The organism is Klenkia terrae (genome assembly GCF_037083865.1).
In the GTDB taxonomy this organism is placed as follows: Bacteria; Actinomycetota; Actinomycetes; order Mycobacteriales; family Geodermatophilaceae; genus Klenkia; species Klenkia terrae.
In genome coordinates this window covers 149,123-162,340 of record NZ_JBAPLV010000005.1, presented here as the reverse complement: position 1 = coordinate 162,340, position 13,218 = coordinate 149,123, and the positions used below count along the sequence as shown (strand labels likewise).

The following is a 13,218-nucleotide window of genomic DNA, read 5'->3' as shown; positions in this document are numbered from 1 at the left end:
AGGCGTCCGCGGGTCGTGGCTGGGTCAGGTGGTCCGGGGGTCGTGCGGGTGGTCCGGGTCTGGGGAACCGAGCACCTCGTCGGTGTAGTCGTCGAGGAAGTCCTCGAAGGGGCCGGTGTCCTCGCCGGGGACCGGGGTGCCGGGGCGGCGGCGGACCAGCCAGGGCTGCAGGTGGTCGTAGCCGCGGACCGAGACCCGGCGCAGCGGGCGCACCCGGTAGGCCCGCACGCCGCGCAGCAGCCGGGCCAGGTCCTGGTCGACGAGCAGGGTGGACGGCCGGGCCAGCGACGTCAGGCGGCTGGCCAGGTTGACCACCGGGGAGTAGACGTCGCCCAACCGGGTCAGCACCGGGCCGAACGCCGCACCCACCCGCAGCGGCGGCCGGTCCGCCGCGGCCCACTCCTCGGGCAGCCGCAGCCCGATCTCCACCGCGTCCACCGCCGTGGTGCAGGTGAACAGCACGCCGTCGCCCACCGTCTTCACCACCCGGCCGTGGTGCCGGGCCACCAGGTCCGCCGTCAGCCCCTCGAAGTCCTCGACCATCGCACCGAGCTCGCGGCCACCCATGCCGCGGCTGCGGGAGGTGTAGCCGACCAGGTCGGCGAACCCGACGGCCAGCTCGCGCCGGTCGGTCGCGTCGTCCGGGCCGGCGGCCAGCAACCGCTCGGCGTTGGCCGACAGGTGCCGACGCCACACGTAGTCCTGCACGTCGCGCATGAGCGGCAGCAGCATCTCCGCCGCCCGCACCGCGTCCACCGGCTCGCCCGGGTGCTCACGCAGCAGCGCGGCCAGCATGTCGGTCTGCCAGTCGGCCAGCCGGGACAGCGACTGCCCCATCGCCCGGGCGATCGACGCCTCGGTGTCCAGGTCGACGAAGCCGGAGTCGATCAGCGCACCCAGCGCCCGCAGCGCCTCGACGTCGGCGTCGGTGAAGACCTCGTCGTCGTCGCCCACGTCGGCGAAGCCCAGGGCCCGCCACAGCCGCTGCGTGCGCGCCGGGTCGACCCCGGACCGCTGCGCGACCTCCAGCCGGGTCCAGCGGCGCGGGCCGCCCAGCAGCAGCCGGTCCATCGCCTCGCGGGCGTCCGGGACGCCGGCGTCGTCCGCGGGCAGGGCTCGACCCTCCGGTCAGTCCGTGGTGTGGACGACGAGCACGTCGACCGCCGAGCGGCGGGTGGCGTCGGCCGGGACCGACCCGAGCAGCCGCCCCTTGATCCCGGCCAGCCCGCGGTTGCCCACCACCAGCAGGTCGGCGGACTCCCGCTTGACCACGTCGAGCAGCGCCTCCACCGGCGACCCGACCACCGCGACGGTGCGGACGTCGCCGGCCCCGGCCGCCGACGCCCGCTCGTGCGCCGTGCGCACCGTCTCCTCGGCGGGCGAGGAGCCCATCACCTGGTAGGCCTCGTCCTTGAGCACGTCCGCGGCGCCGCGGACGTCCCGGTCGTCGGGATCGGTCGGCAGGTAGGCGCAGGCGATCACCAGGGTGGCCCCGCAGGCCCCTGCGAGGGCGCCGGCCCGGGTCACCGCGCGCAGCGAGGACTCCGAGCCGTCGGTGCCGACGACGACGGTCCGATAGGCAGTCACGGAGCGGAACCTAGCGGACCGGACGACGGCCCGCGCGCCAGGTGTGTCCAGTGGTCACAGACGAATCCGTCCGGCCCGGGTGCGGTTGGATGGCAGCACGCCACGGGGGACCACCGAGGAGGCTTCCATCACGAGCAGCCCGCCAGCGGTCGGCAGCACCGTCGACGGACCGGTCGACGGTCGCGTCGAGGTCCGCGACCTGACCAAGACCTTCGGCTCGGTCACCGCCGTGGACTCCCTGAGCTTCACCGTGGAGCCCGGCCAGGTGACCGGTTTCCTGGGCCCGAACGGGGCCGGCAAGACCACCACCCTGCGGATGGCCCTGGGCCTGATCACCCCCGACCGCGGGACGACGACGATCGGCGGCACGCCCTACGCCGCGCTCCCCCAGCCGACCCGCCAGGTCGGCGCCGTGCTGGAGACGGCCTTCCACCCCGGCCGCACCGGCCGCGACCACCTGCGGGTCTACTGCCGCGCCGCCGGTCTGCCGACCTCGCGGGCCGACGAGGTGCTGGCCCAGGTGGGCCTGGCCCCGGCCGGCAAGCGCAAGGCCGGCAACTACTCCCTGGGCATGCGCCAGCGGCTGGGCCTGGCCACGGCCCTGCTGGGCGACCCGCAGGTTCTGGTGCTCGACGAGCCGGCCAACGGGCTGGACCCCGAGGGCATCCAGTGGCTGCGCGGGTTCCTCCGGCACCTGGCCCACGACCAGGGCCGCACCGTGCTGATCTCCTCCCACCTGCTGGCCGAGGTGGAGCAGACCGCCGACCGGGTGGTCATCGTGGGGGCGGGCAAGCTGGTCCGCGAGGGCACGCTGGACGAGCTGCGCGGCGAGTCCGCGGGCACCGTCCTGGTCCGCACCCCCGCCGCCGAGCAGCTGACCGCCGCGCTCGCCGGCACCGGCGCCGTGGTCGAGGCGACCGGCCCGGGGGCGCTCACCGTCACCGGGCTGACCACCGACGAGGTCGGTGCACGGGCATTCACCGCCGGGGTCGAGCTGCACGAGCTGCGGTCGCACACCTCCGGCCTGGAAGAGGTCTACTTCCGGCTCACCGCCGGGGCCGAGCAGTACGCCGCCACGACCCCGGGGAGCGTCGCGTGAACCTCGTCCGCGCCGAGTGGACCAAGCTCCTCAGCACCAGGGTCGGCCTCTGGCTGCTGGTCGTCGCCTGCCTCATGGCCGGCGGCTTCACCGCCCTGTTCACCGGGCTGGCCGGCGCCGAGAACGGCCTGCCCCCGGTCGGCACCACCGAGTTCGCCGACGTCGTCGCGGGCATCCCCGCGCAGGTCGCGGTGATCGCCCTGGTCCTGGGCGTCATCGGGATGACCCAGGAGTACCGGCACCGCACCGCCACCCCGACCTTCCTGGTCAGCCCGCAGCGGGGGCGGGTGGTGGTGGCCAAGCTGCTGGCCTACGCCGTCGCCGGGCTGGTGGTCGCCGTCGCCGTCGTCGCGGTGACCGTCCTGGTCGCCACGGTCTACGGCAGCGCGCGGGGGGGCGCGCCGGACTGGAGCGGGGACGCCCCCGGCGTGCTGCTGCGCTCCGGGCTCGCGCTGGTCGTCTACGCCGTCATCGGGGTCGGGGTGGGCGCCCTGGTGCGCAACCAGGTGGGCGCCGTCGTGGGCGCGCTGGTCTACCTGTTCGTGGTCGAGCCGATCATCGCCAGCGTCCCCGCCACGGCCGACGCCTACGCCTACCTGCCCGGCGGCGCGCTCGCCGCGCTGACCTCCGGCGACGGACCGGGCGACCTGCTGGGGACCTGGCAGGGCGGGCTGCTCCTGCTCGGTTACGGTCTGGTCGCCGCCGTGCTGGGGACCGTCCTGGCCGTCCGCCGCGACGTGGTCTGACCCCTCCCGACGACCCGCCGCGACGACCTGCAGACCCACCGACGAGCGAACGAGGTCCACGCGATGACCGATCGGACACCCTCCGGCCCGAGCACCGGCGAGCTGCGCGCCCTGCGGATGACCGGGCAGCGCCTGGCGGGGCTGGTCGAAGCCGGGGACGCCGCCGCCGTGCGCGCCGCGGTCGAGGCCCAGCCGCGCCTGCTGGGCAGCACCGTCGAGCGCGCCGACCAGGACGGCTGGACGCCGCTGCACGTCGCGGTCGCCGCCGGCCAGGGCGAGGTCGTGGAGCTGCTGCTGGCCGCCGGGGCCGACCTGGAGGCCACCACCGGGCACGGCCGCACCCCGCTGCACGTCGCGCTGGAGTTCGCCCCCGGCCTGGTCGACCAGCTGCTGGCCCGCGGTGCCGAGCCCGACGGCGCGGCCGCGGCCTACCTCGGGGACACCGCGCGGCTGACCGCCCGGCTGGACGCCGGGGAGTCCGCCGTCCACGACGACGCCGACACCTCGCTGCTCGGGTTCGCCGCCCTGGGCGGATCGGTCGAGGCGGTCCGCCTGCTGCTGGACCGCGGCGCCGACCCCGACGACGGCTCGCTGCGGGCGGCCGCCGGCGCCGGGCAGGTCGAGATCGTCTCCCTGCTGCTGGACGCCGGTGCCGTGGTCGACCGCCGGGACGCCGACACCGGGCACACCGCGCTGCACGCCGCGGTCGCCGCCGGGCCCGACGGCGGGCGGCTCGAGGTCGTCCGGGTGCTCCTGGCCGCCGGGGCGGACGTGGAGACCACCACCTCCGACGGCGCCAGCGCCCTGGACATCGCCCGGGTGGCCGCGGCCCGCGACCGCGCCGGCGGCGACGGCTCCCCCACCGGGCAGGACGCCCTGGTCGACCTCCTCGAGGGCGGCGGCACCGCCGGCTGACCCCTCGGCCGGCCCGAGGTGAGCCGCACCACGTCACACGCGTCACCTGGGCACGGCCCACCGCACCCCCGGCCGGTAGCATCGGCAACCGGTCCAACGACGTCCACAGACGAAGAAGGCACTCGACCCCGTGTCAAGCGTGAACTCATCCCAGCCCTCCCCCACCGCGTCCACCGCGGCCGGCGGATTCGGAACCAACGAGTGGCTGGTCGAGGAGATGTACCAGCAGTACCTCGCCGACCCCGGGAGCGTCGACCAGGCCTGGCACGACTTCTTCGACGACTACGCCCCCACCGGCCAGGCCGCCGAGCAGTCCGACGCCCCGGCCGAGCCCGCGGCGCAGCAGCCCGAGCAGCAGCCGGCCGCGAAGCCCGCCCAGGCCGACGCGGAGGCCTCGGCCACCCGGCACAGCACCACCGGCACGCCGGCCGCCGCCCCGGCACCGGCTCCCCGGGCCACCCCGGTCGAGCCGAAGGCCACCGCCCCGGTGGTCGCCCAGGCCGCCGAGAAGGCCGCCGACCAGCGCCCCGCCGCGCCGTCCACGCCGAAGCCGGCCGCCAGGCCCGCGCCGAAGGCCGCTGCCGCCGACGCCACGTCCGGCCCGAAGCAGACCGTGCTGCGCGGTGCCGCCGCCAGCGTCGTGAAGAACATGAACGCCTCGCTGACGGTGCCCACGGCCACCAGCGTGCGGGCGGTGCCGGCCAAGATGCTGGTCGACAACCGCATCGTGATCAACAACCACCTGGCCCGCTCCCGCGGGGGCAAGGTGTCCTTCACCCACCTGATCGGCTACGCGCTGGTCCGGGCGCTGGACGACTTCCCGGAGATGAACGCGGCGTTCGCCGAGATCGACGGCAAGCCGAACCTGGTCCAGCCCGAGCACGTCAACTTCGGCCTGGCCATCGACCTGCCCAAGCCCGACGGCACCCGCTCGCTCGTGGTCGCCAACATCAAGGGCGCCGAGGAGATGGACTTCGCCGCCTTCTGGGGCGCCTACGAGGACGTCATCCGCCGGGCCCGCGGCGGCAAGCTGACGATGGACGACTTCACCGGGACGACGGTCAGCCTGACCAACCCCGGCACCGTCGGCACCAACCACTCCGTGCCCCGCCTGACCACCGGCCAGGGCACGATCGTCGGCGTCGGCGCGATGGACTACCCGGCCGAGTTCCAGGGGATGAGCCCCGAGACGCTCACCGACCTGGCGGTCGCCAAGACCATCACGCTCACCTCGACCTACGACCACCGGATCATCCAGGGCGCCCAGTCCGGGGACTTCCTGCGCCGGCTGCACGGGCTGCTGCTGGGCGAGGACGGGTTCTACGACGGCATCTTCGCCTCGCTGCGGATCCCCTACGAGCCGGTCCGCTGGGTCCCCGACGTCACCGTCCGCCACGAGGGCCAGATCGACAAGGGCGCCCGGGTCGTCGAGCTGATCGAGGCCTACCGGCGCAACGGCCACCTGATGGCCGACACCGACCCGCTCGAGTTCAAGGTCCGCACCCACCCCGACCTGGACATCACCCAGCACGGCCTCACGCTGTGGGACCTCGACCGGCAGTTCCCGGTCGGCGGCTTCGCCGGCGAGAAGGTCATGCCGCTGCGCGACGTCCTGGGCGTGCTCCGCAACTCCTACTGCCGCACGGTCGGCGTCGAGTACATGCACATCACCGACCCCGAGGAGCGCGAGTGGCTCCAGATGCGCATCGAGGTCAAGCACGACGCCCCGAACCGGGACAAGCAGAAGCACGTCCTGGGCCGGCTCAACGCCGCCGAGGCCTTCGAGACCTTCCTGCAGACCAAGTACGTCGGGCAGAAGCGGTTCTCCCTCGAGGGCGGTGAGTCCGTCATCCCGCTGCTGGACGAGGTGCTGCTGGCCTCCACCGAGTACGAGCTCGACGAGGTCGCCATCGGCATGCCGCACCGCGGCCGGCTGAACGTGCTGGCCAACGTGCTGCACAAGCCCTACTCGAAGATCTTCGGGGAGTTCGAGGGCAACATCGACCCGGGCACCGTGCAGGGCTCCGGCGACGTGAAGTACCACCTCGGCGCCACCGGCCACTTCCAGCACCCCTCGCGGGACGCCGGGATCACCGTGTCGCTGACGTCGAACCCCAGCCACCTCGAGGCGGTCAACCCCGTCCTCGAGGGCATCGTGCGGGCCAAGCAGGACATGATCGACAAGGGCGAGCACGGCTTCACCGTCCTGCCGGTGCTGCTGCACGGCGACAGCGCGTTCGCGGGCCAGGGCGTGGTCGCCGAGACCCTCAACCTGTCCCAGCTGCGCGGCTACCGCACCGGCGGCACCGTGCACGTGGTGGTGAACAACCAGGTCGGGTTCACCACGAGCCCGGCCGCGGCCCGCTCCAGCCTCTACTCCACCGACGTCGCGCGGATGATCGGGGCACCGGTCTTCCACGTCAACGGCGACGACCCGGAGGCCTGCGTGCGGGTGGCCCGGCTGGCCGTGGACTACCGCCAGGCCTTCCGCAAGGACGTCGTGGTCGACCTGGTCTGCTACCGCCGCCGGGGCCACAACGAGGGCGACGACCCCTCGATGACCCAGCCGCTGATGTACGACATCATCGACCGCAAGCGCTCGGTCCGGAAGCTGTACACCGAGGCGCTGGTCGGTCGCGGCGACATCACCCTGGCCGAGGCCGAGGAGGCGCTCAAGGACTACCGCGGGCAGCTGGAGCGCGCGTTCTCCGAGACCCACGACGCGCAGGACTCCTCCAAGCAGGTCCGCCCGGTGGACCAGCGGCCCTCGGAGTCGGCCAAGACCGCCATCACCCCCGAGGTGCTCAAGGCCATCGGCGACGTGCACGTCTCGCTGCCGGAGGACTTCACCGTCCACCCGAAGCTGCAGAAGATGCTCGAGCGCCGGGCCGCGATGGTCAGCGAGGGCGGCGTCGACTGGGCGATGGGCGAGCTGCTGGCCTTCGGCTCGCTGCTCATGCAGGGCGTCCCGGTCCGGCTGGCCGGCCAGGACTCCCGCCGCGGCACCTTCGTGCAGCGCCACTCGGTCCTGATCGACCGGGAGGACGCCAAGGAGTACACGCCGATCGCGAACCTGTCGGAGGACCAGGCGAAGTTCTTCGTCTACGACTCGCTGCTCAGCGAGTACGCCGCGCTCGGCTTCGAGTACGGCTACTCGGTGGCCCGCAAGGACGCCCTGGTGCTGTGGGAGGCGCAGTTCGGCGACTTCGTCGACGGCGCGCAGCTGATCATCGACGAGTTCATCTCCTCCGGCGAGGCCAAGTGGGGCCAGCGCTCCGGCGTCGTGCTGCTGCTGCCGCACGGCCTGGAGGGCCAGGGTCCCGACCACTCCAGCGGTCGGCCCGAGCGCTTCCTGCAGATGTGCGCCGAGAACAACATGACCGTCGCCAACTGCTCGACCCCGGCGAACTACTTCCACCTGCTCCGCCGCCAGGCGCTGTCGGACACCCACCGCCCGCTGGTGGTCTTCACCCCCAAGTCGCTGCTGCGCGCCAAGGCCGCGGTCAGCGCGGTGCAGGACTTCACCGAGGAGCGGTTCCGCCCCGTCCTGGCCGACCCCGGTGTCGGCGGGGACCCGCTGGACGGCGGCGCCGTGCGCCGCGTGCTGCTGTGCAGCGGCAAGGTCTCCTACGACCTGCTGGCCGCCCGCGAGGCCCAGGGCATCGACGACGTCGCCGTGCTCCGGGTCGAGCAGCTGTACCCGCTGCCGGCCGGTGAGCTGGTGGAGGCCCTGGACCGCTACCCGAACGCCAGCGAGGTGTTCTGGGTCCAGGAGGAGCCGGCCAACATGGGTGCCTGGCAGTTCATGGCGGTCAACCTGCCCGCCGAGCTGCCGGCCGGGAAGACGCTGTCGGCGGTCAGCCGCAAGGCCTCGGCCAGCCCCGCGGTGGGGTCGGCCAAGATCCACGAGGCCGAGCAGAAGGACCTGGTCACCCGCGCCTTCGCGCAGTAGTCGGCATGTACTTCACCGACCGCGGCATCGAGGAGCTGGTCACCCGCCGGGGCGAGGAGGAGGTCTCCCTCGCCTGGCTGGGTGACCAGCTGCAGGCCTTCGTCGACCAGCACCCCGACTTCGAGGTGCCGGTCGAGCGGCTGGCCACCTGGCTGGCGCGCGGCGGCACGGACGACCCCGACGAGGACTGACCAGCGCCTCACCCGCAGCACGATGGTGCTGCTGGGGGCCCTGTCGGCGTTCGGTCCGCTGTCGATGGACCTCTACCTGCCGGCGCTGCCCTCGCTGGAGGCGGAGTTCGGGGCCGGGCAGGGCGCGGTCCAGCTCACCCTGACGTCGGTCGCGGTCGGCCTGGCGGTCGGACAGCTGGTGGCCGGCCCGCTGTCGGACCGGTTCGGCCGCAAGGTGCCGGTGCTGGTCGGCGTCGGCGCGTACGCCCTGGCCTCGGTGCTGTGCGCGCTGGCGCCCTCGGTGTGGCTGCTGGTGGGCATCCGGCTGCTGCAGGGACTGGCCGGGGCGGCCGGCATCGTGCTGGCCCGGGCCGTCGTCCGGGACCGGACCGAGGGCACCGAGGCGGCCCGGGCCTTCGCCCTGCTGGCCTCCATCGGCGGTGCCGCACCCGTGCTCGCCCCGGTGCTGGGCGGTCAGCTGCTGCGGGTCACCGACTGGCGCGGGGTCTTCGGCGTGCTGGCGCTCATCGGGCTGGTGCTGCTGGTCGCCGCGCGCTGGCTGCCCGAGACCCTGCCGGCGGAGCGCCGGGTCCGCGGTGGCGCCCGCGCGACGGTCCGAGCCACCCGCGAGCTGGTCGGCCGCCGAGCGTTCCGCACCGCCGTGCTCGCCCAGGGCCTGGGGTTCGCGGCGCTGTTCACCTACATCTCCACGTCCTCGTTCGTGCTGCAGACCGGCTACGGGCTCACCCCGGTGCAGTTCAGCCTGGTGTTCGCGGTCAACGGCGCCGGCATCGTCGCGGCCGGCCAGCTGTCCCGGGTCCTGGTCGCCCGGCTCGGCCCGCGCACCCTGCTGGTCGGCGGCCTGGCCGCCCAGGTCGCCGGCGGCGTCGGGCTGGTGGTCACCGCCCTGGCCGACGGCGGCCTGCCGGTGCTGCTCCCGGTGCTCTTCGTCGTGGTCGCCGCCACCGGGCTGGTGTTGCCCAACGCCACGGCGCTGGCCATGGCCGACGCGGCTGGGGCCGCCGGCACCGCCTCGGCGCTGGTCGGGGTGGGCCAGTTCGCCGTCGCCGGGGCGATCGCCCCGCTGGCCGGGCTCGGCGCCGCCGGTGCGCTGCTGCCCATGGCCGCGGTCATGGCCGGGGCATCGGTCCTCGGGCTGGTGGCCGGCCTCCGCGTGCCGCGCGCCGCAGGGACCCCGCCACGACCGCTGCCGGACTAGCGTCCAGCCGCGTGACCGGCCTCCCCCTCACGTCTGCGCCGTCGCTGGGCCGCGGCACCCACCTGGGCTACGCGCTCGGCTCGGTCGGCACCGCCGCCTTCGGCACGGTGCCGGGTCTGCTGCTGCTGTACTACCTCACCGACGTCCTCAGCGTGGGTGCGGGCGTCGCCGGGCTGGTGGTGTTCGCCCCCAAGGCGTGGGACGTCCTGCTCAACCCGTGGGTCGGCGCCCGCTCGGACTCGACGACGCACCGCTGGGGTCCCCGCCGGCCGTGGATGCTGGCCGGCGGGCTCGCCCTGCCGCCGTTGTTCGTGCTGGTGTTCGCCGGCCCCGGGGGCCCGACCTGGCTGGCCGCCACCTGGGTCGCCGTGGCGTTCCTGCTCGCGGCCACCGCGTACGGGCTGTTCCAGGTGCCCTACGTCGCCCAGCCCGCCGAGATCACGCTGGACCCCGGTGAGCGGTCCACCCTGGTCTCCTGGCGGGTGGCCGCGCTGGCCCTGGGGATCCTGCTCGCCGGGGCCGGCGCCCCCGCCGTGGTCGACCTGGCCGGCGGCGGCCGGGCCGGGTACCTGGCCATGGCCGGGTTCGTGGCGGTGCTGCTCGCCGTCGGGATGCTGGGCGCCGTCGTGGGCACCCGGTCGGCCCGCACGCTCACCCGGGTGCACAGCGAGGGCCGGCTGCGCGACACGCTCCGGGTGGCCGCCCGGGTCCGGCCGTTCCGGCTGCTGCTGGCCGCCTTCGTCGTCCAGGCACTGGGGATCGGCGTGATGCTGGCCGGCGTGCCGTACTACGCGCGGCAGGTGCTGGGCGACCCGGCCGCCGGCACGCTGCTGTTCGCCGCGCTCATCGGGCCGGCGATCGTGGTCATGCCGCTGTGGCTGCGGCTGGGCCGCCGGGTGGGCAAGCGCACCGGGCTGCTGGCCGCCGGCACGGTCTTCGCCGTCGGCGCGGCCGGGCTGTCCCTCGGTGCACCCGGCCGGACCGCGCTGGTGCTGGGCCTCGTCGTGGTCGTCGGCATCGGCTACGCCGGCCTGCAGATGTTCCCGCTGGCGATGCTGCCCGACGTGGTCGCCGCCGACGAGGCCGCCTCGGGCCGCCGCCGGGCCGGGGTGTTCACCGGCGTCTGGACGGCGGCAGAGACCCTCGGGCTGGCCGTCGGGCCCGGCCTGCTCGGCGGGCTGCTCGCGCTGGCCGGCTACCGCTCGTCGGTCGGGGACGCCGTCGTCACCCAGACCGCGGCCGCCGACACCACCGTGCTGCTCGGCTTCAGCCTGCTGCCGGCCGCCCTCGTGCTCGCCTCGCTGCCGCTGATCGCCCGCTACCGCTTGGAGCCCGCCCCGTGACCCCCCGCACCCCCCGAGACGTCCTCGCCGAGCTCACCGCGCTGACCGCCGAGGACGTGCCCACCCACGGCGGCGCCACGATGGCCTACGTCTACGACTCGGGGCTGGCCGAGGTCGACGGCCTGGCCGCGGCCGCGCAGGCGGCGTTCCAGTGGACGAACGCCCTGGACCCCACCGCGTTCCCGAGCGTCGCCCGGGTCGAGGACGACCTGGTGGCCGCCGGGCTCGGGCTGCTGGGCGGCGGGCCGGCCGCGGTCGGCACGGTGACCTCCGGCGGCACCGAGAGCTGCCTGCTCGCCGTCCTCGCCGCCCGGACCCGCTGGCGGGCCACCCACCCCGGCGACGACCGCCGTCCGCAGCTGCTGCTGCCGGTCACGGCCCACGCAGCCTTCCGCAAGGCCGCGCACCTGTTCGACCTGGCGGTCGTGGACGTCGGGGTCGACCAGGTCACCTGCCGGGTGCGGCCCGGGGACGTCGAGCAGCTGCTGTCCACCCGCACCGCGCTGGTGGTGGTCTCCGCGCCGTCCTACCCGCACGGCGTGCTGGACCCGGTGGCCGAGGTGGCGGCGCTGGCCCGGGCGGCGGGGGTGCCCTGCCACGTCGACGCCTGCATCGGCGGCTGGCTGCTGCCCTTCCTCGACCCCGCGCCCTTCGACCTGTCGGTGCCCGGCGTGACCAGCCTGTCGGTGGACCTGCACAAGTACGGCTACGCACCCAAGGGCGTCTCCCTGCTGCTCACCGGCGACCCGGAGTTCCGGGTCGGCCACGGGTACGCCACGGCCGGCTGGCCCGGCTACCCGGTGGTCAACCCGACGCTGGCCGGCACCCGCCCGGCCGGGCCGATGGCCGCGGCCTGGGCCGTGCACCGCTGGCTGGGCACCGAGGGCTACCGACGGCTGGCCCGCGCTGCCCGGACGGCGACCGAGCAGCTGGTGGCCGGGCTGGCCGCCGTCCCCGGCGTGCGGGTGGTCGGGGAACCGGCCACGACGCTGGTCGCGCTGGCCGGCGAGGACGGGCTGGACGTGCTGCACCTGGCCGACGAGATGACCGCCCGTGGTTGGCTGCTGCAGCCCCAGCCGCCCTTCGACCAGCCCGACGGCACCCGGCTGCCGGCCACGCTGCACCTGACCGTCACCGCCGCGACCGCCGACCGGGTGCCCGCCCTGCTCGCCGACCTGGCCGACGCCGCGCGGGCCGCGGTGCAGCTGCCGCCCCCGGTGCCCGACCCCGGCCTGGTCGCGGCCGCCGAGGGGCTGGACCCGGCCGCCCTCACCGTCGCCGAGGTGGACGGGCTGCTGGCCTTCGCCGGGCTGGACGGCGGTCCGCTGCCGGCCCGGATGGCACCGGTGCACGCGCTGGTCGCGGCGCTCCCCCGCCCGGTGGCCGAGCGGCTGCTCACCGGCGTCCTGGACCGGGTCTACCGCCCCACCCGCTGAGCGCGCCCTCCCGGCCTCGGCGGGGTCCGGGCGTCACCATGGGTGGGTGCTCGGTCACTCCCACGCCCTGTCCGGGCTCGCCGTCGGCGCCGCGACGCTGCCCGTCGCACCGTTGACGGGCACCGTCGCCCAGCTCGGCTGGGTCGCCGCGGTCGGCGGGATGGCGATGCTGCCCGACCTCGACCAGCGCGGCTCGACCATCTCCCGCATGTGGGGACCGCTGACCGAGGTGCCCTCGGGGCTGGTCGGCAAGGTCACCGGCGGGCACCGGCACGGCACCCACGACGCCCTCCTCGCCCCGCTGGCCGCCGGTGGACTGGCGCTGGCCGCCGCGCAGGCGACGTGGGCCTCCCTGCTGCTGCTCGCGCTCGCCATCGGCCTCGCGCTGCGTGCCCTGCACGTCGTCGTGCCGGGGCGGTTCGAGGAGACCGTGGTCGGCAACCTGGTGCTGTCCTGGGGCGGGGCCTGGCTGCTGCTGGCGCACAGCCCCTCGCCGACCTGGCTGCCGTGGGCGGTGGCCCTGGGCGTGCTGGTGCACATCGCCGGGGACTTCCTGACCTGCGGCGGCGTCCCGGTCCCGCTGGTCTGGCTGGCGCGGCCGCGCGCGACGGTGGCGTTCTCCCCGATGCGGACCGGGGGCTTCACCGAGAAGGTGGTGCTCGTCCCGGCGTTCGTCGTCGCGACGCTGGTGCTGCTGTGGCTGAACCTGCCGGCGGCGGCGGTCCTCGAGGGACTCACCGCCGCCGGGTAG

11 protein-coding genes are annotated in these 13,218 nt (G+C 75.1%); 9 read left to right on the top strand and 2 right to left on the bottom strand.

Annotated features, from left to right (window positions below):
- Positions 1-24: 24 nt before the first annotated feature.
- Together UXQ13_RS07245 and UXQ13_RS07240 are read right to left on the bottom strand one after the other, a co-directional pair.
- Positions 25-1,071, bottom strand: a complete 1,047-nt coding sequence (locus UXQ13_RS07245) for an adenylate/guanylate cyclase domain-containing protein (RefSeq protein WP_336392087.1) — start codon at positions 1,069-1,071, stop codon at positions 25-27.
- Between the two features lie 57 nt (positions 1,072-1,128).
- Complete coding sequence (locus tag UXQ13_RS07240) at positions 1,129-1,587, bottom strand: universal stress protein (RefSeq protein WP_225234792.1); 459 nt, start codon at positions 1,585-1,587, stop codon at positions 1,129-1,131.
- 85 nt (positions 1,588-1,672) lie between these two features.
- On the opposite strand from UXQ13_RS07240, the gene UXQ13_RS07235 reads away from it, so the two are divergent.
- The 9 genes from UXQ13_RS07235 (at position 1,673) to UXQ13_RS07195 (ending at position 13,218) form a co-directional block, all read left to right on the top strand.
- Positions 1,673-2,686, top strand: a complete 1,014-nt coding sequence (locus UXQ13_RS07235) for an ABC transporter ATP-binding protein (protein ID WP_336392086.1) — start codon at positions 1,673-1,675, stop codon at positions 2,684-2,686.
- A complete protein-coding gene (locus UXQ13_RS07230; protein WP_225234790.1) occupies positions 2,683-3,432 on the top strand; it encodes an ABC transporter permease in 750 nt (249 codons plus the stop codon). The genes UXQ13_RS07235 and UXQ13_RS07230 overlap by 4 nt, the downstream gene beginning before the upstream one ends.
- A gap of 63 nt (positions 3,433-3,495) precedes the next feature.
- Entirely contained in the window at positions 3,496-4,347 is an 852-nt protein-coding gene (locus UXQ13_RS07225; RefSeq protein ID WP_225234789.1) for an ankyrin repeat domain-containing protein, read from the top strand.
- Between the two features lie 130 nt (positions 4,348-4,477).
- On the top strand, positions 4,478-8,299 hold the full coding sequence (locus UXQ13_RS07220; protein ID WP_419146485.1) for a multifunctional oxoglutarate decarboxylase/oxoglutarate dehydrogenase thiamine pyrophosphate-binding subunit/dihydrolipoyllysine-residue succinyltransferase subunit: 3,822 nt from the start codon (positions 4,478-4,480) through the stop codon (positions 8,297-8,299).
- A 5-nt stretch (positions 8,300-8,304) separates the two neighbouring features.
- Positions 8,305-8,490, top strand: coding sequence for a DUF6104 family protein (locus tag UXQ13_RS07215; protein WP_225234787.1), 186 nt, complete (start codon positions 8,305-8,307; stop codon positions 8,488-8,490).
- Positions 8,491-8,512: 22 nt separating this feature from the next.
- Positions 8,513-9,688, top strand: coding sequence for a multidrug effflux MFS transporter (locus UXQ13_RS07210; protein WP_336392084.1), 1,176 nt, complete (start codon positions 8,513-8,515; stop codon positions 9,686-9,688).
- Positions 9,689-9,699: 11 nt separating this feature from the next.
- Positions 9,700-11,031 (top strand): MFS transporter, encoded by a 1,332-nt coding sequence (locus tag UXQ13_RS07205; RefSeq protein ID WP_336392083.1) that lies wholly within the window; start codon positions 9,700-9,702, stop codon positions 11,029-11,031.
- Positions 11,028-12,467 (top strand): pyridoxal phosphate-dependent decarboxylase family protein, encoded by a 1,440-nt coding sequence (locus tag UXQ13_RS07200; protein WP_336392082.1) that lies wholly within the window; start codon positions 11,028-11,030, stop codon positions 12,465-12,467. Before UXQ13_RS07205 ends, UXQ13_RS07200 begins: the two co-directional genes overlap by 4 nt.
- 46 nt (positions 12,468-12,513) lie before the next feature.
- A complete protein-coding gene (locus UXQ13_RS07195) occupies positions 12,514-13,218 on the top strand; it encodes a metal-dependent hydrolase (RefSeq protein ID WP_336392081.1) in 705 nt (234 codons plus the stop codon).